General features: G+C 73.4%; 25 protein-coding genes. 10 read left to right on the plus strand and 15 right to left on the minus strand.

The features are described 5' to 3' along the window. Positions 1–9: 9 nt before the first annotated feature. The gene (locus tag H291_RS0100885) at positions 10–1,092 is read right to left on the minus strand and encodes a DNA polymerase IV (RefSeq protein WP_020013088.1); all 1,083 of its coding nucleotides are present in this window, start codon (positions 1,090–1,092) and stop codon (positions 10–12) included. A gap of 191 nt (positions 1,093–1,283) precedes the next feature. On the opposite strand from H291_RS0100885, the gene H291_RS0100890 reads away from it, so the two are divergent. Continuing rightward, positions 1,284–2,003, plus strand: coding sequence for a sigma-70 family RNA polymerase sigma factor (locus H291_RS0100890; RefSeq protein ID WP_084467570.1), 720 nt, complete (start codon positions 1,284–1,286; stop codon positions 2,001–2,003). Here H291_RS0100890 and H291_RS0100895 read toward each other — a convergent pair. Next, positions 1,978–4,899, minus strand: coding sequence for a hypothetical protein (locus H291_RS0100895; RefSeq protein WP_026365253.1), 2,922 nt, complete (start codon positions 4,897–4,899; stop codon positions 1,978–1,980). The genes H291_RS0100890 and H291_RS0100895 overlap by 26 nt on opposite strands. A gap of 110 nt (positions 4,900–5,009) precedes the next feature. Further along, positions 5,010–5,951: a hypothetical protein gene (locus tag H291_RS34025; protein WP_020013090.1), complete on the minus strand. Its 942-nt coding sequence runs from the start codon at positions 5,949–5,951 to the stop codon at positions 5,010–5,012. 185 nt (positions 5,952–6,136) lie between these two features. Between H291_RS34025 and H291_RS0100910 the strand changes: the two genes are divergently transcribed. Beyond that, the gene (locus H291_RS0100910) at positions 6,137–7,339 is read left to right on the plus strand and encodes a sensor histidine kinase (protein ID WP_020013092.1); all 1,203 of its coding nucleotides are present in this window, start codon (positions 6,137–6,139) and stop codon (positions 7,337–7,339) included. Then, a complete protein-coding gene (locus H291_RS0100915; protein ID WP_020013093.1) occupies positions 7,336–7,947 on the plus strand; it encodes a response regulator transcription factor in 612 nt (203 codons plus the stop codon). Before H291_RS0100910 ends, H291_RS0100915 begins: the two co-directional genes overlap by 4 nt. A 21-nt stretch (positions 7,948–7,968) precedes the next feature. Here the strand turns inward: H291_RS0100915 and H291_RS0100920 are convergent, their stop codons facing one another. Beyond that, positions 7,969–8,370: a YchJ family protein gene (locus tag H291_RS0100920; RefSeq protein ID WP_020013094.1), complete on the minus strand. Its 402-nt coding sequence runs from the start codon at positions 8,368–8,370 to the stop codon at positions 7,969–7,971. A 16-nt stretch (positions 8,371–8,386) separates the two neighbouring features. Further along, entirely contained in the window at positions 8,387–9,220 is an 834-nt protein-coding gene (locus H291_RS0100925; protein WP_020013095.1) for a helix-turn-helix transcriptional regulator, read from the minus strand. Between the two features lie 101 nt (positions 9,221–9,321). Between H291_RS0100925 and H291_RS0100930 the strand changes: the two genes are divergently transcribed. After that, positions 9,322–10,089: an SDR family oxidoreductase gene (locus tag H291_RS0100930; RefSeq protein WP_020013096.1), complete on the plus strand. Its 768-nt coding sequence runs from the start codon at positions 9,322–9,324 to the stop codon at positions 10,087–10,089. Between the two features lie 117 nt (positions 10,090–10,206). Here H291_RS0100930 and H291_RS0100935 read toward each other — a convergent pair whose 3' ends face one another. The 6 genes from H291_RS0100935 to H291_RS0100960 all read right to left on the minus strand — a co-directional run bounded on the left by H291_RS0100935 (position 10,207) and on the right by H291_RS0100960 (position 17,692). Further along, positions 10,207–12,135, minus strand: a complete 1,929-nt coding sequence (locus H291_RS0100935; RefSeq protein WP_157236649.1) for an ABC transporter ATP-binding protein — start codon at positions 12,133–12,135, stop codon at positions 10,207–10,209. 95 nt (positions 12,136–12,230) lie between these two features. After that, on the minus strand, positions 12,231–14,027 hold the full coding sequence (locus tag H291_RS0100940) for an ABC transporter ATP-binding protein (protein WP_026365254.1): 1,797 nt from the start codon (positions 14,025–14,027) through the stop codon (positions 12,231–12,233). Continuing rightward, complete coding sequence (locus H291_RS32105) at positions 14,027–14,869, minus strand: TetR/AcrR family transcriptional regulator (RefSeq protein ID WP_084467571.1); 843 nt, start codon at positions 14,867–14,869, stop codon at positions 14,027–14,029. Before H291_RS32105 ends, H291_RS0100940 begins: the two co-directional genes overlap by 1 nt. A 139-nt stretch (positions 14,870–15,008) precedes the next feature. After that, positions 15,009–16,157, minus strand: coding sequence for an SPFH domain-containing protein (locus tag H291_RS0100950; protein WP_020013100.1), 1,149 nt, complete (start codon positions 16,155–16,157; stop codon positions 15,009–15,011). 108 nt (positions 16,158–16,265) lie between these two features. Continuing rightward, the gene (locus H291_RS0100955) at positions 16,266–16,694 is read right to left on the minus strand and encodes an NfeD family protein (RefSeq protein WP_020013101.1); all 429 of its coding nucleotides are present in this window, start codon (positions 16,692–16,694) and stop codon (positions 16,266–16,268) included. 212 nt (positions 16,695–16,906) lie between these two features. Then, entirely contained in the window at positions 16,907–17,692 is a 786-nt protein-coding gene (locus H291_RS0100960) for an ABC transporter ATP-binding protein (RefSeq protein WP_020013102.1), read from the minus strand. A 43-nt stretch (positions 17,693–17,735) separates the two neighbouring features. Here H291_RS0100960 and H291_RS0100965 point away from each other — a divergent pair, with 43 nt between their 5' ends. Further along, a complete protein-coding gene (locus tag H291_RS0100965; RefSeq protein ID WP_020013103.1) occupies positions 17,736–18,497 on the plus strand; it encodes a hypothetical protein in 762 nt (253 codons plus the stop codon). Between the two features lie 3 nt (positions 18,498–18,500). On the opposite strand, the gene glgA is transcribed toward H291_RS0100965, so the two are convergent. Further along, a complete protein-coding gene (glgA, locus tag H291_RS0100970) occupies positions 18,501–19,724 on the minus strand; it encodes a glycogen synthase (protein ID WP_026365256.1) in 1,224 nt (407 codons plus the stop codon). Positions 19,725–19,876: 152 nt separating this feature from the next. Between glgA and glgC the strand changes: the two genes are divergently transcribed. After that, positions 19,877–21,118 (plus strand): glucose-1-phosphate adenylyltransferase, encoded by a 1,242-nt coding sequence (glgC, locus tag H291_RS0100975; RefSeq protein WP_020013105.1) that lies wholly within the window; start codon positions 19,877–19,879, stop codon positions 21,116–21,118. Between the two features lie 214 nt (positions 21,119–21,332). Next, entirely contained in the window at positions 21,333–21,959 is a 627-nt protein-coding gene (gene serB / locus H291_RS0100980; RefSeq protein WP_020013106.1) for a phosphoserine phosphatase SerB, read from the plus strand. A gap of 99 nt (positions 21,960–22,058) precedes the next feature. Here serB and H291_RS0100985 read toward each other — a convergent pair whose 3' ends face one another. From H291_RS0100985 to fabG, 3 genes are all read right to left on the minus strand, one after another. After that, entirely contained in the window at positions 22,059–22,598 is a 540-nt protein-coding gene (locus H291_RS0100985; protein WP_020013107.1) for a SixA phosphatase family protein, read from the minus strand. 17 nt (positions 22,599–22,615) lie between these two features. Beyond that, the gene (gene fabI, locus H291_RS0100990) at positions 22,616–23,386 is read right to left on the minus strand and encodes an enoyl-ACP reductase FabI (RefSeq protein ID WP_020013108.1); all 771 of its coding nucleotides are present in this window, start codon (positions 23,384–23,386) and stop codon (positions 22,616–22,618) included. A 160-nt stretch (positions 23,387–23,546) separates the two neighbouring features. Continuing rightward, a complete protein-coding gene (gene fabG, locus H291_RS0100995; protein ID WP_033325355.1) occupies positions 23,547–24,284 on the minus strand; it encodes a 3-oxoacyl-ACP reductase FabG in 738 nt (245 codons plus the stop codon). Between the two features lie 261 nt (positions 24,285–24,545). On the opposite strand from fabG, the gene H291_RS33120 reads away from it, so the two are divergent. The 3 genes from H291_RS33120 to H291_RS0101010 are packed head-to-tail and all read left to right on the plus strand — an operon-like array spanning position 24,546 to position 26,154. Beyond that, positions 24,546–24,959: a DUF3099 domain-containing protein gene (locus tag H291_RS33120; protein WP_020013110.1), complete on the plus strand. Its 414-nt coding sequence runs from the start codon at positions 24,546–24,548 to the stop codon at positions 24,957–24,959. Beyond that, entirely contained in the window at positions 24,959–25,210 is a 252-nt protein-coding gene (locus tag H291_RS0101005) for a hypothetical protein (protein ID WP_020013111.1), read from the plus strand. Before H291_RS33120 ends, H291_RS0101005 begins: the two co-directional genes overlap by 1 nt. After that, complete coding sequence (locus H291_RS0101010; RefSeq protein WP_020013112.1) at positions 25,207–26,154, plus strand: SURF1 family cytochrome oxidase biogenesis protein; 948 nt, start codon at positions 25,207–25,209, stop codon at positions 26,152–26,154. The genes H291_RS0101005 and H291_RS0101010 overlap by 4 nt, the downstream gene beginning before the upstream one ends. Positions 26,155–26,168 lie beyond the last annotated feature (14 nt).

Raw genomic sequence — 26,168 nt, forward strand, 5'->3', positions numbered from 1 at the left:
ACGGTCCGGTCAGATCCGCCCCCGGACGGGGGTGCGCTCGACCCCGTCGCCGCCGTCGGGCATCACCATCTCGGCGCGGACGCCGAGCAGGCGCACCTCGCGGCCCGGCTCCATGCCCTCCGCGAGGGCGAGGACGGCGGCGGTCAGCTCCCCCAGCGACCGCGTCGGGGCCGGGAGCTTCTTCGACCGGTCCCGGGTGAAGAAGGGCGCGTAGCGCACCTTGAGGCCGACCCGGAACACCGGCCGGCCCTCCGCCTCGGTGTCGGCGTGCACCTGGGCGACCAGTTCCCGCAGCGCCGCCTCCACCTGCTCGGGCGTGGTGAGGTTGCGCTGGTAGGTGGTCTCGCGGCTGTGCCCGCGGGCCACCCAGGGCGTGTCGTCGACGACGGCGGAGCCGTGCCCCCGGCCCAGGTCGCCGTACCAGGCGCCCATGCGCGGGCCGAACTCGGCGGCCAGCAGGTCGGCGTCGGCCGCGGCCAGGTCCGCGACCGTCCGGATGCCGTGGGCCGCGAGACGCCTGGAGACCTTGGGGCCGACGCCCCACAGGTCGATGGTGGGGCACCAGCCCATCACCTCGGACCAGGTCTGCGCGGTGAGGCGGAAGACGCCCGCGGGCTTGCCGAAGCCGGTGGCGATCTTCGCGCGGATCTTGTTGTCGCCGATGCCGACCGAGCAGTGCAGGCCGGTGGCGTCGAGGACCGCCTCCTGCGCCCGGCGGGCGAGCGCCTCCGGGTCGTCCGCGTCGCAGCCGAGGAACGCCTCGTCCCAGCCGAGCACCTCGACCACCGTCCCGAGCCCGCGCAGGGTGTCCATCACGCGCTCGGATGCCTCGAGGTAGGTCTCGTGGTCGACGGGCAGGATGATCGCGTCGGGCGCCTTGCGGGCGGCGACGCGCAGCGGCATGCCGGAGGAGACGCCGAGCTCCCGCGCCTCGTACGACGCGGTCGAGACCACCGCCCGTTCCGTGGGGTCGCCGCGCCCGCCCACGACGACCTGCCGCCCGGCGAGCTCGGGGCGCCGCAGGACCTCGACCGCGACCAGGAACTGGTCGAGGTCGACGTGCAACACCCAGCGGAAGGCGCGCGGGCCCATGGCACGAGTGTCCCGGAGGGTGCCCGGGATGTCCTGCGCTTGGAACGCTCGTTGCCGCGCGCCGCCCGGCTGGCACACCGTTATCGTCCCGTTATCTCTCACAGCGAAACTCTCCCCGCTTCCCTCAGAGCCCCAAGACTCCATATGCTCCGGGGCAAGGAAAGTTCGTCTCACTCAAGAGGAGAGCTGCGATGAGAACTACCAGGAACTCCCGGTCCCCCCGCTCGCGCCGCGGCAAGGAACCGGCCCCGCACCCGGCGTTGCCGCAGTCCTACGCGGCAATGATCGAGCGCACGCCGTCGCTGGACGATGCGCAGCTGGAGTCCCTCCTCGAGCGAGCCATCGCCGGAGCGGACGCCGCGCGCACCCTCGACGCCACCGCGGTCTCCCCCAGCCTGCGCGCACAGCTCGAGACCAGGGTCAAGGACGGGCAATACGCGAAGGAGCGTCTCGTCCTCGCCCACCTCCGTCTTGTCCCGGCCATCGCCGGCTCCTACGCGGGCCGCCTGCCGTTCATGGACCTCGTGCAGGAGGGGAACGTCGGCCTGGTCCGCGCCGCCGACTCGTACGACCCCGCGCACGGCACCTTCGCCGCGTACGCGCACCGCTGGGTCCGCCGCTCGATCGTCCGCGCGGTAGCCGCGGCGGAGCAGGCCGAGAGCCCGAGCACGAGCCGCCCCACCCCCGAGCAGAGCATGCTGCGCCGCCGGGTCCGGCAGGCCGTGGCCCGCCTGGACGCCGTCGAGGCGCGCGTCCTGGAGATGCACTTCGGCCTCGTGGACGGCACCACGCGCACCATCGACGAGATCAGCCGCCGCCTCGGTGTGACCAAGGAGCGCGTGGCGCAGATCCTCGAGTCGGCGCTGGCCCGCCTGCGCGACGTCGTCAGCCCGGCTCCCCTCGCTGCGTGACCGCCGGCTGGGCACCCGACTGCCCGGCCGGCGTCAGCCGCGCGAGCACTTCGTCCAGCGCCTCGTGGTACGCCCAGGAGGCCGGATAGCCCGAGTGCGTCGCCACGGCGAAGAGGTAGGCCGACCGGTCCATCTCCTCCGCCCCGCGATCGACCTCGTTCACCCCGTAGCCAAGTACCGGGAAGCCCAGGAAGTCGGTGCGCCGCCACAGGTTCACCCACGCGGGCTTCGCACCGCAGGTCAGCAGTGACATCAGCGTGACCTGTTCCCCCGAACCGGGCTCGGGGCCCTCCGGCGTCAACGGCGCCGCCGGAGCCGCCCCGGGTCCGGAACCCTCCGCCGCTGCCGCAGCAGCAGCCGCGGCAGCCCGGACCTGTCCGCCCCACGGGTCGGCCGACCAGGCCGGTCCGGTGCAGGGCGGCTCGCCCGTCGCCGTCGGGCCCAGGAGGTCCGGGAAGAACCGGCCGAAGAACGGGCGCAGCTGCACGCCGTAGGTCAGCAGGCCGAGGCGGCCGTCCGCGGCGTCCGGCGCGGTGTCGGTCACCGGGTTGCCCGCCCGGATCAGGATCACCGCGGCGGCCAGCACGCCGCCCATCGAGTGCGCGGACAGCACCACCCGGCGCGTGGGCGCCACGCGGGCGCGCTCGGCGTCGTCGGCGATGTCGGCTCCGGTCAGCCAGGCGTCGACCCGGGAGCGGACCTCGGGCACCACGCGCTCGGCGTAGCTCGGCGGGCCGAACGGGTGGGCGCTGCGCGGCAGGAAGCACATCAGGTCCCACAGCAGGCCCCACGGGCGTCCGGGCACGCCGCCCGAGGCGCCCGCCAGGGCGCTGAGCACCAGCGTGGCCGCGAGCACGCCGAGGGCCGGCACCGCGAGCGACGACAGCCAGGACGGCACCCGGACGATGCCGGTGCCGTCGTGCTGGGCGAGGAGCGGGATGTGGGCGAACAGGGCGGCGACGTAGCAGGCGGCGGCCAGGGCACCGGCGGCGAGCTCGACCCGGTGCGACATGGCCGCGACCTGGCGGCCGCGCAGCACGCGCTCCAGCACCGGGTTGGCGCCGCCGTCGGGGTCCGGGGCCTCGGCGACGGCGCGCCAGGCCGGCGCCGCCGGGCCGTACGGCGGTCCCAGCGTGCGGGGCGCGCCGGGGATCCACAGCGTGCGGGACCGGAGGGTGTCGATGACGTACGGCCCGGCGGCAGCCACGACCAGGAGCACCAGGAACACCAGCGCGATGACCACCGAGGTGGTGCCGAACTCGGTGTAGACCGGCGGCACCCGCACCAGGTCGGGGTCGGGCACGGTGCGGTCGATGCCGACCAGGCCGTCCCCGAGCGGCTGCGGCGTCGTGGCGCGCTCGCCGTAGCGCAGCACCCACTGCACGCCCAGCACGAGCAGGCTGGAGTAGACGGTCGCCGCCGCGACGGAGACCAGCAGGAACACGCCCGGTCCGGCCCCGTTCCAGCCCTCGGTGGCCCGACGGCGCAGCACCACCGCCGCCAGCACCACCACGACCGGGCTCAGCACGGCGAGCAGCGCGACCGCGACGAGCAGGTAGCGCAGGCCGAGGCCCGGCTCGGTGACCAGCACCACGCCCACGCACGCCGTGGCGACCACCGGCACGGCCGACCACGCGGCCACGCCCCGGGTACCGCGCGCGGTGCGCCAGGCGAGCCCCGTCGCGGCGATGCCGCCCAGCCCGACGCCGAGCAGCGCGGGCACCAGGTCGAGGCCGATCAGGGCCGGCATCGTCTCCGGCTGCGGCCCCGCGAGGCAGGCGGCGCACGCCAGCAGCCAGACCAGCAACCCGGCGGCGAACACGGCCAGGCCCGCCCGGGCCTTCCAGCGCGGGGTGACGGCCTGGACGCCGTCGTCGTCGGTGCGCAGGGCGACGAACAGGCCCGCGCCCAGCAGGACGACCAGGGCGGCGACCGGGAGCCAGGGGGCCGGCAGGCCGGCGTCGGCGTAGCGGGTCCAGGTGAGGTACTGGCCCGTCAGGGCGAGCGCCGCGCCGAGGTGCGCCCACAGCAGGCCCGAGCCGGAGCGCTGCGACCAGAAGCCCGCGCGGTGCAGCGCCGGGCCGGACGGCGCCACGGTGCGCCCGGCCCGCATCACCGAGAACTTGGACTCGAACCGCACCTGGCCGCTGTGCGCCACCGCCACGAGGATCGCGACCAGGAGCACCGGCGCCAGGGACAGCAGCGCCAGGCGGTCGCCGACGTCGAGCCGCGCCAGGCCGTACAGCGCGCTCGGGATGCGGGCGCAGACCGGGACCACCGAGTCAGGCCCCGGGGTAGCCAGCCCGATGCAGCGCGTGCCGATCACCGACAGCGCGACCGTCGCCACGGCCGAGACGAACAGCAGCGTCAGGCCCAGGGAGAACACCCGGGTCAGGGCGGCGGTCGCCTCGGGGCGCAGGCTGGGGCCGGGACCGGGCCGGCCGGCGGGCGGCGTCCGGCGGTGCGCGGCGGGGTCGGGGTCGGGGATGCGGCGCGCCCAGTACGCGGCGTTCACCAGGCCGAACGGGACCATCGCAGCCCACAGCAGGCGCACCGCGACGGTGCCCACGAAGCCCAGGACGCCGCCGAACGGGAGGCCACCGAGCCGCGCCATCGCGCCCCAGGAGTAGGCCTCGCGGCGCACGCCGGCACGGATCGCGTGCACGTCGCCCGGCGGGAGCGACCGGCCGCGCTCCTCGGCGGCCGGCGTCGGCACCCAGAAGCTGCCCAGGCCGTCACCGCCCGTCTGGGTCACCTCCTCGCGGCGCAGGCCGAGCGTGCCGTGCGGGGGCGTGTTCGCGATGCCGTGGATCCGGAGCTCGAGGACGCTGGGCGCCGGCTCCTGCTCCGCTGCGGGCGGCGGCGTACGGGGCGGGCTTGCGGGCTCGCTGTCCATACCGCTAAAACTAGGGCGGACCTGCGGCGGCGTGCATGTTGCCACGCGCGAGACCGGCCGGATCCCGTGGAATTCACGCGGGACCCGGCCGGTCACGGCGGCGCCGGGCCTCAGGCGGCGAGCGCCACCGCCACCACGGCGGCGGCCAGCAGCAGGTCGAAGACCACGCAGGTCTCGGCGTACCAGCGCCACACCACGGCGCCGGCGCGGTGGTGGAACGCGTCCCAGACCGCGTGGCCCACCAGGCCCGCCGCGACCACGTACGCCCCGGTGTCCTGCCCCGCCAGCACCGTGGCCAGCACGGCGACCCCCGCGAAGACCGCGAGCCCGGCGGCCTGCAGCAGCACCATCTGGCGGCCCCGGATGCTGCGGCGCACGAGCCCCACCACCGGGTAGACGAGCGCGACCGCCAGGATCAGCCACGGCGGTAGGGCGCCCACGCCGCCCGCGATCGTGCCCGCCAGCAGCGCAAGCCCGAGCAGCACGGGCCAGCGGCGGCGCAGCCACGCCAGGTCGAACCCGTGGACGTGCTGCGTGTACTCGGCCGGCCGCAGCAGCATCGCCGCCGCCATGGCCGGGACCATCAGCACGTGGCCCCAGAGCATCACGTCGCCCGCGGTGGCCGCGCCGGCCCAGAACAGGGCCAGCAGCACCGCGAACGGCACGGCCATCGCGGCGTTCATCTCCCGGATCGCGCGCCACGAGTGCCGCCGCAGGCGCATCCACACCGTCATCGCGGCGACCATGTCCAGGAGCATCACCACGGCGCCGACGTCGGGACGGGCCAACGCCGCCTCGACGCCGAGCGCGGCGCCCGCCCAGTCCCACGCGGGGCCCAGCAGCAGCATCCCGAGCACCATCACCACGACCATCTCGGCCAGGTGCGCCAGGAATCTGCCGACCGTCCGCGCCCTCGTGACGGGGGCGGCGTGGTCGTGCGCCTCGTGGCGGCTCGCCGTCCGCCCCGCCGTGTCCCCCGTGCCGTCCCCGTGCCGGTGGCCGCCGCCGGGCCCCGCCGTCGTCGTGCCCGTGTGCGCCGTCGTCTGCGTCATCGCTCCGTCTCCCTGTTCCTCGCGGCGCTCCTCGCCACGCTGTTCTCCACGCTGTCCGACGGCGACAACGGCCTGTAGTGCGAGACCGCACCCCTGCTCGGGCACCTGTCACAAGGTCGTATGACAGATGTCATCGGGGCCCGCGGTACGCCCCGGACCGGCGGCGACGCTGGCAGGATGGCGTCATGAGCACCGGCCCGGCCGTCGCGGACGACGGCGGCAGCGGACTCGCGAGCTTCCGCCGCAACGTCTGGTGGGGACTGGCGGGCACGGTGGCGTGCGTGCTCGGTTTCGCCGTCGGCGACTGGGTGCTCGACCCCGACGTGCCCGCCGGGCTGCGCGCCCTGACCGGCCTGGCCACCGCCACCACGATCGTGGCCTGCGGCGCGCTGCTCGGGCGGCGCATGCGGGACCAGGCGCCGTCCGTGGGCTGGCTCGTGACCGCGGGCGGCGCGGCCGTGCTCGCGGGCGCGGTGCCGCTGGCGGCCGGCAACTTCGGTATCTGGTCGATCGCGCCCGCCGCCACCGTGTCGGTGCTGGTCATGTTCCTGCCCACCCGCCGGGCGTGGCAGTCCCTCGGCGCCGCCCTGGTCGCGCTGCCCCTGGTCGGCCTCGTGACGGCCCTGGCCACGGGCGAGCCCAACGTGGCGCACGCGGTGTGGATGCCGGCGCTGATGGTCGTCGCGTTCGGCCCGGCCATGCTGGGCATGGTCCGCGCCTGGCAGGTGACGGCCCGTCTCGACGACGCGCGGCGGCTGGCCGGGCAGCTCGCCGTCGCGGACGAGCGCCTGCGGTTCGCCGCCGACCTGCACGACATCCAGGGCCACCACCTCCAGGTGATCGCCCTGAAGAGCGAGCTCGCCGCGCGGCTCGCGGAGGCCGACCCGGCCCGGGCCGCCGAGCAGATGCGCGAGGTGCAGCAGCTCGCCGGGGACGCGCTGCGCGAGACCCGGGCGCTCGTGCAGGGCTACCGGCGCACCACGCTCGACGCGGAGATCGCCAACGCGTCCCGGGTCCTGGCCGCGGCGGGCGTGGCGGTCCGGGCCGACGTCGACGCCGACCTCGCGGCGTCCCTGCCGCAGGCGCCGCGTAGCCTCCTGGGCCTCGTGGTGCGCGAGGCCACGACGAACGTGCTGCGGCACAGCCACGCCACGCGGGCGGCGATCGTCCTGCTGCCCGACGACGCCGGGGCGCGCCTCGTGATCGACAACGACGGCGCGCGCCCGGCCGGGTCAGCGAAGGGGCCGGGGTTCACGAACGGGACCGGGACGTCGTCGGACGGCACGGGCCTGGTGTCGCTCGCGGAGCGCCTCGACGCCGTCGGCGGGCGCCTGTCCTGGGCGAGCGACGACGACCGGTTCGTCGTGACCGCTACGGTGACCGGATGATCCGCCTGCTGCTGGCCGACGACGAGGAGCTGCTGCGCGGGGCGCTGTCCGCCCTGCTCGACCTCGAGGACGACCTGAGCGTCGTGGCGCAGGCCGCCACCACCACCGACGCCGTGCGGCTCGCCGGGCAGCACCGGCCCGACGTCGCCGTGCTCGACCTGGAGATGCCGCCCACCGACGGGCTGCACGCGGCCGGGCAGATCCTGGCCGCCGCCGACGGCACACCGCCGCGCGTCATCATCGTCACGCGGCACGCGCGCCCCGCCGTCCTGCGCCGGGCGCTGGCCGCCGGGGTGAGCGGGTTCGTGCCCAAGTCGACGCCCGCGGCGCGGCTCGCGCAGATCGTGCGCGACGTCGCCGTCGGGCACCGGTACGTGGACCCCGAGATCGCGGCGTCCGCGCTCACGGAGAACGAGTGCCCGCTCACCGACCGGGAGCTGGAGGTGCTGCGGGCGGCCCGGGCCGGCGCGCAGGTGTCCGACATCGCGGCCGCGGTGCACCTCGCGCCCGGCACGGTGCGCAACTACCTGTCCTCCGCGATGGCCAAGCTCGGCGTCGCGACCCGGCACGCGGCCGCCCACCGCGCGTGGGAGGAAGGCTGGATCTGACCGGCGCGGGCCGGAGTGGGCCTAGCTGTCGCTCGCCTCGCGGTCGCCGTCGACGTAGAACCAGCGTCCGTCCGTGCGGACGAACCGGCTGGTCTCGTGCAGGCTGCCCCGCACGCCCGTGTCCGGGTACCGGTAGAAGGCGGTGAACTCCACGACGCCGCTGGTGTCGAACGGGCCGCCGCGCTCGGTGCGGTGGATGTCGAGGCGGCGCCACTGCTCGTCGCCGACGCCGGCGCTGTCCGGGCGGGTCTGCGGCGCCCAGGTCGCGAGCAGGTAGGCGTCGTCGCCGACGGCGAAGGCCGAGTAGCGCGAGCGCATCAGCGCCTCGGCCGTCGGGGCGGTCGCGGCGCCGGAGTGGTAGCGCCCGCAGCAGGCGCCGTAGGTGTCGCCGGAGAGGCAGGGGCAGCGGTCGTCGTCGTGCACCAGGCGATCTTCGCACCTACGCGAACGTCTCGTGACCCAGCACGGCGAGCAGGCGGATCTTCTCCTCGGCCTCGCTGTTCGGGGCGGGGGTCAGCACGAGGAGGGCCTGGGACTGGTCCTCGGTGAACAGCGCCTGGCAGTCGACGTCGATGCGGCCGACCTCGGGGTGCACCAGCGTCTTGTGGTCCTCGAACCGGCGGGACACCTCGTGCAGCTCCCAGAGCCGCACGAACTCGGGACTCTGCCGCAGCAGGGCGCGCAGCACGTCGTCGGCGGGCGAGCCCGGGCAGGCCGCCGCGTGGGCCGCGCGCAGGGACGCGACCTGGCTGCGGGCCTGCCGCTCGTGGTCCTCGGGCGGGTACACCTCCCGGGAGGCCGGGTCGGTGAACCACCGGTAGGCGGAGCTGCGGGCCAGGCCCGTGGTGGGCGCCGGGCCGAAGATCGCCTCCGCCAGGCGGTTCTGCACGAGCGTCTCGCCCAGGCTCGAGAGAATGAGCGCCGGGGTGTCCTCGAGCCGGTCCAGCACGCGCAGCAGGGCGGGTGCCACGTGGGAGTCGGCGGGCGCGCGCCGGGGCGCGCCGTGCCCGGCGAGGCGGAACAGGTAGTCGCGCTCCTCGACGGTCAGGCGCAGCGCCCGCGCCAGGGCGGCGAGCATCTGCTCCGAGGGCTGCGGCCCGCGCTGCTGCTCCAGGCGCGCGTAGTAGTCCACGGACATCCCGGTCAGGGCGGCGACCTCCTCCCGGCGCAGCCCCGGCGCGCGGCGACGGGGCCCGGGCACCAGGCCGACGTCGGACGGGCGCAGCGCCTCCCGGCGTCGGCGGAGGAAGTCGGCGAGGGCTGCGCGGTTCATGCCCCCATCGTGCGCCGCGCGCGGCACGTGAACCAGGGACCGCCGGTCCCTGGTTCACCGAGTCTCTCCCGCCGACGGCGCCGGGGCCGCACGGTGGAGCCATGAACACATCCGGAAACACCGTCTTCATCCCCGGCGGCACGCGCGGCATCGGCCTCGCCCTCGCGGTCCGCCTCCAGGAGCTGGGCAACACCGTGGTCGTCGGCGGTCGCGACGTCGCCGTCCTGGACGCCCTGGCCGCCGAGCACGGGTTCGGTACCGTGCGCGTCGACACCAGCGACGCCGCCTCGATCGCCGCGGCGTCGGCCGACGTCATCCAGCGGTTCCCCGAGGTCAACGTGCTGGTGCCCATGGCCGGGATCATGCGCGCCGAGGACTGGCGTACCCCCGGCTTCCTGCCGGACGCCGAGGCCACGGTCGTCACCAACGTGCTGGGCCCGATCCGCCTGGTCGCGGCGTTCACCGAGCACCTGCAGAGCCGGCCGGCCGCGACGATCCTCACCGTGTCGTCGGGCCTGGCGTTCTCGCCGCTGCGTGTGACGCCGACGTACAACGCGACCAAGGCCGCGATCCACATGCTGTCGGAGAGCGTCCGCCTGCAGCTCGCCGGCACCAGCGTGTCGGTGGTCGAGCTCGAGCCGCCGTCGGTGCAGACCGACCTGATGCCGGGGCAGGCGGACAACCCGCACGCGATGCCGCTGGCCGAGTTCATCGACGAGGCGGTCTCGCTCCTGCAGAGCCGGCCGGACGCGCACGAGATCCAGGTGGAGCGGGTCAAGTTCCTCCGCTACGCGGAGGTCCGCGGCGACTACGACCAGGTCGTGGCCACGCTCAACGCCACCGACCCGCACGCGGCTGCCGTGAGCTGACCCGTCCGCCGACGGACCGCCGTCGACGGAGACGACCATGCGGTTGCTGCCAGGGCGGGGTTCGCCCTGGCAGCAACCGCATGGTCGTCTCGTTGCCCGCGCGCGGCGGGCGCGACGTCACGTCGCCGCCGGCTCCTCCACCACCGGGGCCGCGAACTGGCTCGCGTAGAGGCGGGCGTAGGCGCCGTCCGCGGCGAGCAGGTCCTCGTGCGAGCCCTGCTCCACGATGTCGCCGTGCTCCATCACGAGGATCACGTCGGCGTCGCGGATCGTGGACAGCCGGTGCGCGATGACGAACGACGTCCGGTCCTTGCGCAGCCGGTTCATGGCCTCCTGGACCAGCACCTCGGTGCGGGTGTCCACCGACGACGTCGCCTCGTCGAGCACGAGGATCGCCGGGTCGGCCAGGAACGCCCGGGCGAGCGTGAGGAGCTGCTTCTCCCCCGCCGAGACCGACGAGCCCTCCTCGTCCACGACGGTGTCGTACCCGTCGGGCAGGGTCCGCACGAACGGGTCCACGTGGGTGGCCCGCGTGGCGGCGAGGAACTCTTCCTCGTCGACGGTGGCGCCATCCGGCACGCCGTACCGGAGGTTCTCCTCGATGGTGCCCTTGAACAGCCAGGTGTCCTGGAGCACCATCCCGACCGACGAGCGCAGGTCGTCGCGCGACATGTCCCGCGTGTCCACGCCGTCCAGGGTGATGCGGCCGCCGTCCACCTCGTAGAACCGCATGAGGAGGTTGACCAGCGTCGTCTTGCCGGCGCCCGTGGGGCCCACGATGGCGATCGTCTGCCCGGGCTCCGCGACCAGGTTGAGCCCGGTGATCAGCGGGCGCTCGGGCGTGTAGGAGAACGTGACGTCCTCGAACGCGACCCGGCCGCGCACCGGGACCACCTTCTGCGACTCGGCCGGGTCGGGCGACTGCTCCGGAGCGTCCAGCAGCTCGAACACGCGCTCCGCGGAGGCGACGCCGGACTGCAGCAGGTTCATCATCGAGGCCACCTGCGTCAGCGGCTGCGTGAACTGGCGCGAGTACTGGATGAACGCCTGCACGTCACCCAGCGACAGCGTGCCCGAGGCCACGCGCAGGCCGCCGACGACGGCCACGACCACGTAGTTCAGGTTCGCGAGGAAGCCCATGGCGGGCTGGATGGTGCCCGAGATGAACTGCGCCTTGAAGCTGGAGTCGTACAGCGCGCCGTTCTCCTCGGCGAACGCCTTGGCCGTGGACTCCTGGTGCCCGTAGACCTTCACGAGCGCGTGGCCCGTGAACGACTCCTCGATGTGCGCGTTCAGGCGCCCGGTGGCCGCCCACTGCTCCACGAACTGCGGCTGGCTGCGCTTGGCGATCTGCGCCGTCAGGATCACCGACAGCGGCACGGTCACCAGCGCGACCAGGGCGAGGACCGGCGAGATCCAGAACATCATGCCGAGCACGCCGATCACCGTCAGGACGGCGGTCACGAGCTGCGCGAGGGTCTGCGTGGTGGTCTGGGCCACGTTGTCGATGTCGTTGGTGACGCGCGAGAGGATCTCGCCGCGCTGGCGGGCGTCCACGTACGACAGCGGGATGCGGTGCAGCTTGGCCTCGACCTGGTCGCGCAGGTCACGCATGGTGCGCTGCACGACGCCGGCGGTGATGCGCGACTGGAGCCACCCGAACAGGAACGCCCCGACGTACGCCGCGACCACCCAGCCGAGGGTCTGCATGAGCATCGTGAAGTCGATGCCCTGACCAGGCACGACGCCCACGACGCCGGACAGCAGGTCCGCCATCTGGTCCTGGCCCGCCGCGCGCAGCCCGGCCTCCGCCTCCTCCGTGGTCACGCCCGAGGGCAGCTGCGCGCCCACGACGCCCGCGAAGATCACGTTCGTCGCGTTGCCCAGCAGCTTGGGCCCGAGCACGGTCAGCGCCACCGAGGCGATGCCCAGCACCATCAGGACCACGACGTTCAGACGCTCGGGACGCAGCATGCCGGCGAACCGGCGCAGCGAGCCCTTGAAGTCCATCGGCTTCTGCACGGGCATACCCATGCCCATACCCATCGGTCCGGGGCCGCGCCCGGGGCCGCCGGGTCCACGCTGCGGCGCCGCCGTCGTCGTGCTCTCGCCCTGAGGCTTCTCTTCGTTGCTCACGCCGCTCACGCCGCCTCCTCCAAACTCATCTGGGACGTCACGATCTCCTGGTACGTCGGGTTGTCCGCCAGCAGCTGCGCGTGCGTGCCGCGGCCGACGATGCGCCCGTGGTCGAGCACCAGGATCTGCTCGGCGTCACGGATGGTCGCCACGCGCTGGGCGACGACGATCACCGTCGCGTCGCGGGTCTGCGGCCGCAGGGCCGCCCGCAGGCGCGCGTCGGTCGCGTAGTCCAGGGCGGAGAAGCTGTCATCGAACAGGTAGATGCGGGGCTTGCGGATCACGGCGCGCGCGATGGCGAGCCGCTGGCGCTGGCCGCCGGAGAACGTCGAGCCGCCCTGCGCCACCTCCGACTCCAGGCCGTCCGGCAGCGCCTCGATGAAGTCGCGCGCCTGCGCCACCTCCAGCGCGGCCCACATCTCCTCCTCGGTGGCGTCGGACTTGCCGTACCGCAGGTTGTCCGCGACGGTCCCGGAGAACAGGAACGCCTTCTGCGGCACCAGCCCCATGAGCGAACCGAGGTCGCGTTGCAGCAGGTCCCGGACGTCGACGCCGTCCACCCGGACGGTACCGCCGGTGGCGTCGAACAGGCGCGGCACCAGGTTGAGCAGCGTCGACTTGCCCGACCCGGTCGAGCCGATGATCGCGGTGATCTGGCCCGGCACGGCCTCGAACGACAGCTCGTGCAGCACCGGCTCCTCGGCGCCCGGGTAGCGGAACTCGACGTCCTCGAAGGTGACGCGGCCGCTCGGACCCGCCACGACGCCGTCGGGCGAACCGTTGTGCTCGGGCGAGCCGTTCTGCTCGGCGAGCGAGCCCGGCAGGGCGACGGGCGACTCGGGGTCGACCACGGACGGCTCGGTGTCCAGGACCTCCCCGATGCGCTCCGCCGCGACGGCGGCGCGCGGGATCATCATGAAGATCATCGTGGACATCATCACGGCCATGAGGATGTACATGATGTAGCTCAGGAACGCGGTCAGGGAGCCGATCTCCATCTCCCCGGCCTGGATCTCGTGGGCGCCGAACCACAGCACGGCCACCGACGACAGGTTCATGATCAGCATGACCACCGGGAACGTGAGCGCCATCAGGCGGCCGGCGCGCAGCGAGGTGTCGAACAGCTCCTCGTTGACCACGCCGAACCGCTCGGTCTCGCGGCGCTCCCGCACGAACGCCCGGACCACACGCAGGCCCGTGATCTGCTCGCGCAGCACGGAGTTGATGGCGTCGATGCGCTTCTGCATACGCCGGAAGTGCGGCACCATGCGCCAGACGATGACGCCCGCGGTGGCGGCCAGGACCGGCACGATGACGAGCAGCAGGCCCGACATCGACACGTCCTCCGACAGCGCCAGGATGACGCCGCCGATCAGCATGATCGGCGCCATCACCATGATGGTGAACGTCATCAGCACGGTCATCTGCACCTGCTGGACGTCGTTCGTGCTGCGTGTGATCAGCGTCGGCGCCCCGAACCGGGCCATCTCGCGCGCGGAGTAGGTCTGGACGGAGTGGAAGACGTCGCGCCGCAGGTCACGGCCGAACGCCGTGGCGACCTGCGCGCCGAAGTAGACGGCGATGACCGACGCGACGACCTGGCCCAGCGAGACGACCAGCATCCAGCCGCCGGTGCTCCAGATGTACCCGATGTCACCGGGCACCACGCCGTTGTCGATGATGTCGGCGTTCAGGCTGGGCAGATACAGGGCCGCGAGCGTCTGCACCAGCTGGAGGACCAGCACCGCGACCACCGCCCAGCGGTACGGGCCCAGATATTTCCGGGCAAGAGCGACAAGCATCAGGAGTTCCCTTCAGGGCTGGGGGTTGGAGAACCTGGTGCGCCTGGTCCCGCGGTGGAGGCTGCACCTTCGGCAGCGTCGGGGCCAGACTTTTTTGCGGGGCCGGCGAGGCCGTTGACGAGGGCGTCGGCCAGGACGTCGGCCGGCACCACGGGCTGCAGGTGGTCGATCCGCACGTGCGCGCCGGCGATGGCCGACTCGACCAGCGAGATCGCCACCTCGACGGGTACCCGCAGCCGGTGCGCGTCCGGCGCGAGGACGGCGGTGATCCCCTCGACCGTAGCCGCATGCTGCTGGGCACGCTGGTCCAGCAGCGTCTTGCGGTAGGCGAGCATGCGCTCGTGGTGGTCGGCGGGCGTCCCGGGTCCGGCACTGGGCTGGCCGGGCGGCCCCGGCGGGACGGCGCGGGGGCCCGGCGGGCCCGGCGGGCCCGGCGGCCCGGGCGGCACGATGGGCATTCCCGGCGCGCCGGGCGCTGGCGCCATGCGGCGCAGGATCGACATCCAGCGCATGACCTCGGCCACCCGGTGGCGGCCCAGCTCGATCACGAGCTCCAGACGCCGCTCGAGCGGCAGCGCGGAGTCGATGGCGGTGAGCTCGGCGAGGGTCTCCTCGGGCCGGCCCGCCCGCGCCAGGCCCTCGACGGCGACGGCGCCGACCAGCGCCGTCTTGTCGCCGAACGCCCGGAACAGCGTGCCCTCCGCGACGCCGGCGGCCTGCGCCAGCTCGCGGGAGGTGACGTCGTGGCCGCGCTCCGCGACCAGCGGGAGCACCGCGTCCACGATCGCCGCCTTGCGGTCCTCCGGGGTCATCCGCGAGGCGCGCGGCCGTACGTTGTCCATGCCGGGAACAGTAAATGAGTGAGCACTCACTCCGCAACTTCTTATGCCGGCAGCAGACAGCAGTGGGGCCGAGACACCTCGCGGTGCCTCGGCCCCACTTCTCCCAGGGTGCTAGCTCCCCCGGGTCCTCAGCTCTACCTCAGCCGGCCGGCGGTGCCGGGGGCACCGGCGGGGGCGGCGTCGAACCGCCCGGGCGCTGGCCGCGCTCGGACTCGGTGTCGAACGGGTCGCCCGACCGCGTGCCGGCGCTCGTCGCGTCGGCCGTGGCTGCCTCGGCCTGCCGCTGCGCCTCGGCGAGCGCCTCGGCGGGGTCCGGCAGCAGGGGCTCGTCGAGCACGGAGTCGATCGGCCCGCGCGGGCCGGTCGGGCCCTCGCCCGGCGGGGGCGGGGGGACGGCCGGGCCGGCGCCGCCGCCGAAGCCGGAGGCGATGTTGCCCAGCGCGGCGGTGAACTCCGTGGGGATGACCCAGGTGGTGTTCGAGGTGCCGTTCGCGATCTGCGGCAGCGTCTGCAGGTACTGGTAGGCCAGCAGCTTCGGGTCGGCGTCACCGCGGTGGATGGCCTCGAAGACCTGGAGGATGGCGCGGGACTCACCCTCGGCACGGAGGATCTGCGCCTGGGCGTCACCCTCGGCCTTCAGGATCTCGGACTGCTTCTGACCCTCGGCCGTGAGGATGGCGGACTGCTTGACACCCTCCGCGGTGAGGATCGCGGCACGCCGGTCACGCTCGGCGCGCATCTGCTGCTCCATGGAGCCCTGCACCGACGGCGGCGGGTCGATGGACTTGAGCTCGACGCGGTTGACGCGGATACCCCAGCGCCCGGTCGCCTCGTCGAGCACGCCACGCAGCTGGCCGTTGATCTGGTCACGGCTGGTCAGCGTCTGCTCGAGGTCCATCGAGCCGATCACGTTACGCAGCGTGGTGACGGTGAGCTGCTCGATGGCGGTGATGTAGTTCGCGATCTCGTAGACCGCGGACTTGGCGTCCGTCACCTGGAAGTAGATGACGGTGTCGATCTCGACCACCAGGTTGTCGCTGGTGATCACGGGCTGGGGCGGGAACGAGACGACCTGCTCGCGCAGGTCCACGCCGGCGCGGACGCGGTCCACGAACGGCACCAGCACGTGCAGGCCCGGGTCGAGCGTCTTGGAGTACCGACCCAGGCGCTCGACCACGAGCGCCACCGACTGAGGAACGATCCGCACGGCGCGGATCACCGCGACGATACCGACGATCACGACCAGGGCAATGATCAGATAGAGCAGGACTTGCCCGAATGACTCCACGAGTTCTCCTTACGCGGGCACCTTGGCCCGCAGGCGGTTTGACGCACAGAACGCTTCTGACTGGACTGTCTGGGACAACACAAAAGGGGGCGCCCAGGCGCCAGGCGGCTACGCCGGCTCGACGACGGCGGTGGCGCCGTCGATCTGGACCACACGAACGCTAGTGCCGGCGGGCAGCAGAGGCGACCCGGGCACGGAGCGCGCGCTCCAGACCTCTCCGCTGAGCTTGATCAGCCCCGACGCGGTGCTGACCTCCTGGACCACCGATGCCGTGCGACCCACGTTCGCCTCGGCGTTGGTGGGTGCCTTCGGCGTGTTGTTGCGCAGGTGCCGGATCAGCGTGGGCCGAAGCGTCACGAGCAGCACCACCGACGCCACGACGAACACGATGGCCTGCATCCAGAGCGGGGCCCCCGCGCCGTTCGCGACGGCCGCGGCCAGCGCGCCGCCCGCGAACATGATGAAGACGAAGTCCAACGACAAGAGCTCGATCAGCGCGAAGATCAGCGCCGCTCCTACCCACCACAACCACGCCATGGGTTGCTCCCTCCGAGCGTCCACTCCGGTTGGCGACCGGGCGCCGTCGGAACCTCTCCGACGGCGGGCCCTCGCGGTGAAATTACCGCTACCTCGGACCTTTGCCCGGACTTTACCAAGGACCACTGACACAGCGGTAGTGAAATCGCCGTTTCAGAAGCTTTTCCCGGAGCCCCCGGAGATTCCAGGCCAGGGGTGACGGAAAGACGCGGTCAGCGGGCGGCGCGAGCGAGCCAGCGACCGCCGCCGTGCGCGACGACGAGGGGCAGCCCGAAGGCCGCCGAGAGGTTGTCCGCGGTGAGGACCTCCTCGATCGGGCCGGCCGCCTGGATGCCCGCCTTCTTCATCAGCAGCAGGTGCGTGAAGCCCGGCGGGATCTCCTCGACGTGGTGCGTCACGTGGATCAGCACCGGGGAGGCCGGGTCGTCCGCGAGCGCGGACAGCGTGGCCACCAGCTCCTCGCGGCCGCCGAGGTCGAGGCCCGCGCCGGGCTCGTCGAGCAGCAGCAGCTCGGGGTCGGTCATGAGCGCCCGCGCGATCTGCACGCGCTTGCGCTCGCCCTCGGACAGGGTGCCGTAGGTGCGGTCGGCGAGGTGGTCGACGTCGAACGAGGCGAGCAGGTCCTTGGCCCGCTGCTCGTCGAGCTCGTCGTAGCTCTCGCGCCAGCGGCCGGTCACGCCGTAGGCGGCGGTCAGCACGACGTCGCGCACGGTCTCCGCCGTCGGCAGCCGCTCGGCGAGCGCCGCGCTGGCGATGCCGATGCGCGGGCGCAGCTCGAACACGTCGACGCGGCCGAGGGTCGCGTCGAGGATGTCGGCGGTGCCCGACGTCGGGTGCAGGCGCGCCGCGACGATCTGGAGCAGGGTCGTCTTGCCCGCGCCGTTGGGCCCGAGAACGATCCAGCGCTCTCCCTCGTTCACCTGCCAGTCCACGGAATCGAGGATGGTCGAGGTGCCGCGACGGACGGTGACGCCCGCAAGGTGGAGAACCGAGCTCATGGGCACCGACCCTACCTGAGAAGGTGTCATCTACAGTGCTGCGGTGGACATCGAACAGGACCTCCCCCGGAGCGTGCTGCTCGCCCTGTGGCTGCAGGGCATAGGCGACACCTCGGACGCCGTGAAGTCCGTGGTGGGCGACGACGAGCCGCACACCGTCGAGGGGCTGCCCGGCTTCGCCGACGGAACGGACCTCGACACCCTCTTCACGGCCTGGACCGAGGGGCCGCGCGAGGTGTGCGCGCTGCTCCCGGCGCCCGGTGACGCCTCGGGCGTCCCCGCGGCCGCCAACCACGACGCCACCGAGGCCGGTGAGTGCGTGGTGGTCACGACGCCCGCCGGGAGCTGGGCCGCCGTGCCCAGGGTCCAGGCGTTCGGCAGCCACATCGAGCCCGGCCACCTGGTGACGTGGCGGGTGGTGGCGATCCCGGAGTGGACCACGCTGGTGCAGGGCACCATCGGCTCGGTGTCCGACGCCGAGCGCGAGCTGCGCACGAGCCTCATGACGGCCACGGAGGCCCTGGACCAGCTCGACGTGGCCCGGTGGCGCGACGACGCCGCCGACGCGATCGAGCGGATCCGCTCGACCAGCACGTCGTCGTGGCCCGTGCCGCACCTGGACGGGCGGCGCGCCCGCGTGCTGGACCTCGCCAACCGGCTGCGCGCCATCGTCGCCCTGGGCACGGTGGACGACGGAGGCGCGGTCAACGTCTTCCAGGTCGACCAGCGCTCCACGGCGCTGCGCGAGGTGGACCGCACCGCGCGGCACGCGATGAGCGCGGCGACCTACGGCCGGGTGGCCTGACCGCTAGACGCTCGCCAGCACCCGCCGGTAGACGTCCATGGTGCGGTCCGCGATGGCCGACCAGGCGAAGTGGTCCTCCGCCCGGCGGCGGCCCGCGGCCCCCAGCGCCGCAGCGGCCTCGGGGTCGGTGGCCACGCGGGTCAGCGCGGCGGCCAGGTCGGCCACGAACCGGTCGGGGTCCAGCGGTGTGCCCGTGCCGTCGTCGGACTGCTCGATCGGGACCAGCAGGCCGGTGACGCCGTCGTCGACCACCTCGGGGATGCCGCCGGTGGCGGTGCCCACGACGGGCAGGCCCACCGCCATCGCCTCCAGGTTCACGATGCCGAGCGGCTCGTAGACGCTCGGGCAGACGAACACGGTGCACGCGGCCAGCACGGCGATCAGGTCGGGCCGCGGGAGCATCTCCTCGATCCAGACGACGCCGGTGCGGGTCTCGCGCAGGCGCTCGACCAGGCCCCGGACCTCGGCCATGATCTCCGGCGTGTCCGGCGCCCCGGCGCACAGCACGAGCTGCACCTCGGGCGGCAGCTCGGCGGCCGCGCGCAGCAGGTACGGCAGGCCCTTCTGCCGCGTGATCCGGCCGACGAACACGACGGCGGGGCGGTCCGGGTCGATGCCGTGGCGGAGCACGGTCGCCTCCGCGGCGGCGTTGGCCTCGGCGTCGTCGGCGGCGGGACGGCGCCAGCCCGACAGGTCGATGCCGTTGTGCACCACGTGCACGCGCTCGGGGTCGAGCTCCGGGTAGACCCGCAGGATGTCGGCCCGCATGCCCGCCGAGACCGCGATGACGCCGGCGGCGCCCAGGTAGGCGGTGCGCTCGGCCCACGAGGAGAGCGCGTAGCCGCCGCCGAGCTGCTCGGCCTTCCACGGGCGCAGGGGCTCCAGCGAGTGCGCGGTGACGACGTGGGGCACGCCGTGCAGCAGGCCGCCCAGGTGGCCCGCCATGTTGGCGTACCAGGTGTGGGAGTGCAGCAGGTCGGCGCCCGCGACGTCGTCGGCCATCACCAGGTCGGTGCCCAGGGTGGCCAGGGCGGCGTTGGCGCCCGCGAGCGCCGTCGGCGTCGTGTAGCCGGTGACGCCGGAGGCCTCGGTCGCGGCGTCGCGCGGGCCGTCGAAGCAGCGGACGCGGACATCGGCGTGCTGTCGCAGGACCGCGGCCAGCTCGGCGACGTGGACGCCGGCGCCGCCGTACACGTTCGGCGGGAACTCGCGGGTGAGCAGGTCCACGCGGAGCGCGCCGTCGGGCCGGAGCTCGGGGGCGGGGCCGGCGGTGGCGGGAGCGGTGGCGGCGGGAAGGTCGGGCACGATGCCAACCTAGCGTGCGGCACGTCTCAGCGTGCCACCTGACGGAACCGGCGGAAAGGCCTTAATGTCACCGTATGGCCTCCGCTCCCCGCGTCCTTGCGATCGTCCTCGCCGGCGGTGAGGGAAAGCGGCTGATGCCGCTGACCGCCGCCCGCGCCAAACCAGCAGTGCCCTTCGGCGGTATCTACCGCCTGGTCGACTTCGCGCTGTCGAACATCGTCAACTCGCGGTACCTGCACGTCGTCGTGCTGACGCAGTACAAGTCCCACTCCCTGGACCGCCACATCTCCAAGACGTGGCGGATGTCGCCGCTGCTGGGCAACTTCGTGGCGCCGGTGCCGGCGCAGCAGCGCGTGGGCAAGCACTGGTACCTCGGCAGCGCCGACGCGATCTACCAGTGCCTGAACATCATCGACGACGAGCGGCCGGACATCGTGGTCGTGGTCGGTGCCGACCACGTCTACCGCATGGACTTCTCGCAGATGGTGGACGCGCACATCGAGTCCGGCGCGCGCGCCACGGTCGCCGCGATCCGGCAGCCGATCGGGATGGCCGACCAGTTCGGCGTCATCGACGTGGACCCGGCCGACCCGTCGAAGATCCGGGAGTTCCTGGAAAAGCCGACCGAGCCCACGGGCCTGCCGGACTCCCCCGGCGAGATCCTCGCCTCGATGGGCAACTACGTGTTCGACGCCGACGCGCTGGTCGAGGCGGTCACCAAGGACGCGGCGAACCCCGACTCGCGGCACGACATGGGCGGCGACATCATCCCGGCGTTCGTGGCCGAGGGCGAGGCGGGCGTCTACGACTTCATCCGCAACGACGTGCCCGGCTCCACCGACCGGGACCGCGGCTACTGGCGCGACGTCGGGACGATCGACTCGTTCTACGACGCGCACACCGACCTGATCGCGGTGCACCCGATCTTCAACCTCTACAACATGGAGTGGCCGCTGTACACGGGCTACACGGGGCTGCCGCCGGCCAAGTTCGTGCACGCGGGCCCGGGCCGGATGGGGCACGCCGCGGAGTCGATCGTGTCGCCGGGCGTGCTCATCTCGGGCGCGCAGGCGGCGGGCTCGGTGCTCTCCCCCGGCGTGCACCTGCACTCGTGGTCGAACGTGTCGAACTCGGTGCTGATGGACGACGTCCAGGTGCACCGCTACGCGCACGTGCACCGCGCGATCGTGGACAAGAACGTGATCATCAACGAGCGGGCCCGCATCGGCGTGGACCACGACGAGGACCGCGCGCGCGGCTTCACGGTCACGGAGTCGGGCCTCGTGGTGGTCCCGAAGGGCACGATCGTCGACTGACTGGGCTGGGGCGCTGCCGCGCGGCCGCGCTGCGCGGGCGGCGCAGACGGCCGCGGCGTCGAACGTAGGGTTGGTCGCACTCTGAGCGCTCAGAGTGCGACCAACCCTACGTTCGGCCCCCAGGCCACGCCAAGGCCAGCCGCGCGCCCCACCGGCCCGGCAGCGCGCAGCGCGTGGACAGCGCCGCGCGCCGGCGCGCCGACCCGGCACACTGGTGCCCGTGAAGCGACTCATCGTGTCCGACGCCGACTCCACGTTCTTCCGCCAGGAGGTCATCGAGCTGATCGCCGAGCACGCCGGCACCCGCGACGAGGTCGCGGCAGTGACCGAGCGGGCGATGCGGGGCGAGCTCGACTTCGCCGGGTCGCTGCGCGAGCGCGTGGCGACGCTGGCGGGCGTGCCCGTCGAGGCGCTGGACAAGGTCCGCGCGGCGGTGGAGCTGATGCCGGGCGCCCGCGAGCTCGTGGCCGGGTGCCAGGCGCGCGGCTGGGCGTTCGGGCTGGTGTCGGGCGGGTTCGAGGAGATCGCCGTGCCGATCGCGCGCGAGCTGGGGATCGAGCTCGTGCGGGCCAACCGGCTGGAGGTCGCCCACGGCGTGCTGACCGGCCGCACCGTCGGCCCCGTCATCGACCGGGCCGCGAAGGCCGCGACGCTCCGGGAGTGGGCCGCGCAGACCGGGGTGCCGATGGAGCAGACGGTCGCCGTGGGCGACGGCGCGAACGACCTCGACATGATCGGCGCCGCCGGCGTCGGCGTCGCGTTCAACGCCAAGCCCCTCGTGCGCGAGCAGGCCCCCCACGTGATCGAGGACCGCCTCGACAACCTGCTGGCCCTCCTCTGAGCCGAGTCCTGTCAGACACGAACGGACGTGTCAGACGTACAGGTCACCGGAGTGATCCGTACGTCTGACACGTCCGTTCGTGTCTGACACCGAGGGGCGTCAGGCAGGGCGCGTGACCTCGGTCAGGCGGGCCGTCTTGCGGTCCCAGTCCGCCCAGGCCAGGTCGGCCTCCAGCACCGAGTAGGTCGCCGTCGGGACGCCGACGCGCACCTGCGCGAGGGCGCCGTCCTCCGAGCCCGGGCCGGCGAGGAGCTCGGCCGTGCCCGCCATGGCGGGCTCGTGACCGATCACCAGGACGGTGCGGGCCGCGGGGTCCAGCTCACGCACCAGCGCCAGGACGCCGCGCGGCATCGCACCCAGCAGGTCGTCGGTGTAGGCCACCGCCGGCTCCCCCAGGTGCTTGCGCACGAGGTCCCAGGTCTGCCGCGTCCGCAACGCCCCGGAGACGAGGACGGCGTCGGGCACGAGGCCGGACGCGACCAGCGCCGCCCCGACCTTCCCTGCCTGGTCCCGGCCACGCAAGGCGAGGGGTCGCGACTCGTCGGGAAGTTCCGACGCCGGCTCCGCCTTCGCGTGCCGGAGCAACACCAGACGCCGTGACGGCGTCGTGGTGGGCTCCGTGCCCGACGCTCTGCCCATCAGTGCCTCCTGCCCATCTACTGGCCCATGGCGTGCACGCCGCCGTCGACGTGCACGATCTCGCCTGTCGTCGCCGGGAACCAGTCGGACAGCAGGGCGGCGACGGCGCGCGCGGCCGGCTCTGCGGTGGTCTGGTCCCAGCCGAGCGGGGCTCGCGTCGGCCAGGCGTCCTCCATCGTCGCGAAGCCCGGGATGGACTTGGCGGCGGTGGTGCGGATCGGCCCTGCCGAGACGAGGTTGCAACGGATGCCCTCGGGCCCGAGGTCGCGCGCCAGGTAGCGGTTGGCGGACTCGAGACCGGCCTTGGCCACGCCCATCCAGTCGTAGACGGGCCAGGCGAACTGCGCGTCGAAGGTGAGGCCGACGACGGCACCGCCGTCGGTCATCAGCGGCTTGGCGGCCACCGCGATCGACTTGTACGAGAACGTCGAGACGTGCAGCGCGGTGGCGACGTCCTCCCAGGTGCCCGAGAGGAAGTTGCCGCCCATGACGGACTGCGGCGCGAACCCGATCGAGTGCACGACGCCGTCGAGCCGCTCGAAGCCCTCCGCACGCACGGCGTCGGCCAGCGCGTCGAGGTTCTCCTGGCTGGTGGCGTCCAGCTCCACGACCGGCGCCTCGACGGGGAGACGCTTGGAGAAGGCCTGGGTCAGCTTCATCTGCCGTCCGAAGGACGAGAGCACGACCTCCGCGCCCTCCTCCTGGGCGAGCCGGGCGGCGTGGAATGCGATCGACGAGTCCGTCAGCACGCCCGTGACGAGCAGCTTCTTACCTTCGAGGAGACCCATGTTGTCCTTCCGATCAGGCGCAGGCGTGCCGGAGCAACCCCTGTGCTGGGTGCGAGCGTAATGCGGATTGCAGCGTGGAACGAAACTCCGCGCCGTGTCACGCGCGGGGAATGTTGGATATGTACCGACGAAACCGCTGGTGGCGGCGTCAGACTACGGGTCAGTGACCCATCCCGAGACCGCCGTCGACGGGGATGAGGGCACCCGAGACGTAGCCGGCGGCGTCGGAGGCGACGAACGAGACGACGGCGGCGACCTCGTCCGGCGTGGCGAAGCGCCCCGCGGGGATCGACTTCAGGTAGCCGTTGCGCACGTCGTCGGACAGCGCGGCCGTCATGTCGGTCTCGACGTAGCCGGGCGCGACGACGTTCGCGGTGATGCCGCGCGAGCCCAGCTCGCGGGTGATCGAGCGGGCCATGCCCACCAGGGCCGCCTTCGAGGCGGCGTAGTTGACCTGGCCGGGGCCGCCGGACGTGCCGACGATCGAGCCGAGCAGCACGATGCGGCCCTTGCGGGCCCGGATCATGCCCTTGGAGGCGCGGCGGACGCAGCGGAACGTGCCCTTGAGGTTCACGTCGATGACGGTCTCGAACTCCTCGTCGCTCATGCGCATGAGGAGCTGGTCCTTGGTCACGCCGGCGTTGGCCACGAGCACCTCGACCCGGCCCATGTCGGCCTCGATCGCGGTGAAGGCGGCATCGACGGCCTCGGTGTCCGTGACGTCCGCCACGTAGGGCTCGACACCCTTGGGCAGGTCCCCGCCGCGGTAGATCGTGGCGACGCGGTCGCCCTCGGCGACGAAACGCTCCGCGATGGCGCGGCCGATGCCGCGAGCGGCACCCGTCACGACGACCACACGGCCGGTGGGACCTGCGGCAATGCTCTGAGTGGCGGGCATGGTGGTCACCTGAGGCTCCTCGATGCTGGGCTTTCGCAAGGGGCCGCGCGAGGCTGGGGGCCGCGGCCGGTACCTGGTCGATCCGGGTCCGCTGCGACGCTACCCCGCGCGTCGGACGCGCGCCGCGCGCGGCGGGCCACAGGGATCCACCGGACCTTGTCGGTTTCCTACAACAACCTCTTGTACGTCCAGCATGCACGACATCGTGTGAGGTACGTCGGCGTCGTGTCCGGGGAGGTCCGGCGCACGTAGACTGACAGCATGAGCGAGCCGGTTCCTTCCATCACCTCGGCCCCCGAGCCGCTGGCGGTGGACCAGGCGCGCCGCACGCGCAGCTACCTCATCCAGATGTCCATCCGCGTGGTCTGCATCATCGGCGCCGTGCTGGTCGACGGCTGGGTCCGCTGGGCCCTGGTGGCGGCCGCGGTGGTGCTGCCGTACTCGGCGGTGCTCGTCGCCAACGCCGGGCGCGACCACACGACGCACGACACCTCCCCCGTCACGCCGCAGGCGGCACCGATGCTCGAGGAGCTGCCCGAGGAGGCGCCCCCGGTCGCGCACGAGGGCAGGCCGGCCGGGACGCAGGACGACCGCCCGGACGACCCGGGCACCCACGACGGGACCGGACGGCTGAGCCCCGGCTCGGGCCGCGTGATCAACCACGTGGACGACTGATGGACGTGCTGGGACTGACGGGCGGGACGCCCGACGCCGTTCCCGACGGCGAGCTGATCTGCAGCGCCAAGGGCTGCCGCGAGCAGGCCGCGTGGGGCCTGCTCTGGAACAACCCGAAGCTGCACACGCCGCAGCGGCGCAAGGTGTGGCTCGCCTGCGACGAGCACCGCGAGCACCTCGAGCAGTTCCTGGGCGCCCGGTCCTTCTGGAAGCAGACCGTCCCGGTCGCGGAGCTGGAAAGGGTCTCGTGAGCCAGACGCACGTGGCCGAGCGACCCCCGGCGCCCGACGACGCGCGCGGCCCGCGCACCACCCGCCAGTGGGTGATCCTGGCGGTGGCCGCCGTGGTGCTGGCCGCACTGTGCCTGGTCGCCGGACGCTGGCAGTGGAACCGGTACGAGTCCCGCGAGGCCGAGATCGACCTCATCGAGAACAACTGGTCGGCGCCCGCGGTGCCCGTGGACGAGATCCTGCCCGGGCCGGGCGCGGTGGTGCCGGACTCCGACGTCTGGCGCCCGGTCGAGCTGGAGGGCCACTACGTCACGGACGCGACCGTGCTGCTGCGCAACCGGCCGGTCGCGGGCCGCAACGGCTACCACGTGCTGGTGCCGTTCGAGGCGCGCCTGCCGGACGGCCAGGAGCTCGTGCTGGTCGTCAACCGTGGCACCGTTCCGCTCGGGCGCGACGCACGAGGCCCGGACGCCGTCCCCGACGCGCCGTCCGGTGACGTGACCGTCGTCGTGTCGCTGCGCGCCGACGAACCGCCTTCCGACCGTGGCGCGCAGCCCGGCCAGGTGCAGGCGATCTCGACGGCCCAGGTGCTCGCCGCCGGACCCGACGGCGCCGGGTGGGCCGAGGGGCGCACGGTCGGCGCGTACGGCGCGCTGCGGTCGGAGCAGCCCGCTCCCGACGTGGCGCTGGCGACCCTGCCCAAGCCCGACACCGACCCGGGCTCGCACCTCTCCTACGCGTTCCAGTGGGCGATCTTCGCGCTCGGCGCCGTGGGCGGGTACATCGTGCTGTGGCGCCGCGAGCGCGGGGCGCTGCGCGGGGAGAACGTGTCGGCGGGCGACCTGCTGCTGGCCTCGGGCGAGGCGACCGACGGCGAAGGGGTCCGGGCCCGCAAGGCGCCCAAGGAGCGCCGGCGTAGCGCCGAGGACGAGGAAGACGCGCTGATCGAGTCCCAGCTGCGCTGACGGCGGTCGTGAGG

The sequence above is a fragment of the Promicromonospora sukumoe 327MFSha3.1 genome (assembly GCF_000385135.1).
In the GTDB taxonomy this organism is placed as follows: domain Bacteria; phylum Actinomycetota; class Actinomycetes; order Actinomycetales; family Cellulomonadaceae; genus Promicromonospora; species Promicromonospora sukumoe_B.

Coding starts and splice junctions, on each gene's coding strand:
- H291_RS0100885 (WP_020013088.1), bottom strand. CDS start 1,092: ATGGGCCCGCGCGCCTTCCGCTGGGTGTTGCACGTCGACCTCGACCAG.
- H291_RS0100890 (WP_084467570.1), top strand. CDS start 1,284: ATGAGAACTACCAGGAACTCCCGGTCCCCCCGCTCGCGCCGCGGCAAG.
- H291_RS0100895 (WP_026365253.1), bottom strand. CDS start 4,899: ATGGACAGCGAGCCCGCAAGCCCGCCCCGTACGCCGCCGCCCGCAGCG.
- H291_RS34025 (WP_020013090.1), bottom strand. CDS start 5,951: ATGACGCAGACGACGGCGCACACGGGCACGACGACGGCGGGGCCCGGC.
- H291_RS0100910 (WP_020013092.1), top strand. CDS start 6,137: ATGAGCACCGGCCCGGCCGTCGCGGACGACGGCGGCAGCGGACTCGCG.
- H291_RS0100915 (WP_020013093.1), top strand. CDS start 7,336: ATGATCCGCCTGCTGCTGGCCGACGACGAGGAGCTGCTGCGCGGGGCG.
- H291_RS0100925 (WP_020013095.1), bottom strand. CDS start 9,220: ATGAACCGCGCAGCCCTCGCCGACTTCCTCCGCCGACGCCGGGAGGCG.
- H291_RS0100930 (WP_020013096.1), top strand. CDS start 9,322: ATGAACACATCCGGAAACACCGTCTTCATCCCCGGCGGCACGCGCGGC.
- H291_RS0100935 (WP_157236649.1), bottom strand. CDS start 12,135: ATGGGTATGGGCATGGGTATGCCCGTGCAGAAGCCGATGGACTTCAAG.
- H291_RS0100940 (WP_026365254.1), bottom strand. CDS start 14,027: ATGCTTGTCGCTCTTGCCCGGAAATATCTGGGCCCGTACCGCTGGGCG.
- H291_RS32105 (WP_084467571.1), bottom strand. CDS start 14,869: ATGGACAACGTACGGCCGCGCGCCTCGCGGATGACCCCGGAGGACCGC.
- H291_RS0100955 (WP_020013101.1), bottom strand. CDS start 16,694: ATGGCGTGGTTGTGGTGGGTAGGAGCGGCGCTGATCTTCGCGCTGATC.
- H291_RS0100960 (WP_020013102.1), bottom strand. CDS start 17,692: ATGAGCTCGGTTCTCCACCTTGCGGGCGTCACCGTCCGTCGCGGCACC.
- glgC (WP_020013105.1), top strand. CDS start 19,877: ATGGCCTCCGCTCCCCGCGTCCTTGCGATCGTCCTCGCCGGCGGTGAG.
- H291_RS0100985 (WP_020013107.1), bottom strand. CDS start 22,598: ATGGGCAGAGCGTCGGGCACGGAGCCCACCACGACGCCGTCACGGCGT.
- fabI (WP_020013108.1), bottom strand. CDS start 23,386: ATGGGTCTCCTCGAAGGTAAGAAGCTGCTCGTCACGGGCGTGCTGACG.
- fabG (WP_033325355.1), bottom strand. CDS start 24,284: ATGCCCGCCACTCAGAGCATTGCCGCAGGTCCCACCGGCCGTGTGGTC.
- H291_RS33120 (WP_020013110.1), top strand. CDS start 24,546: ATGAGCGAGCCGGTTCCTTCCATCACCTCGGCCCCCGAGCCGCTGGCG.
- H291_RS0101005 (WP_020013111.1), top strand. CDS start 24,959: ATGGACGTGCTGGGACTGACGGGCGGGACGCCCGACGCCGTTCCCGAC.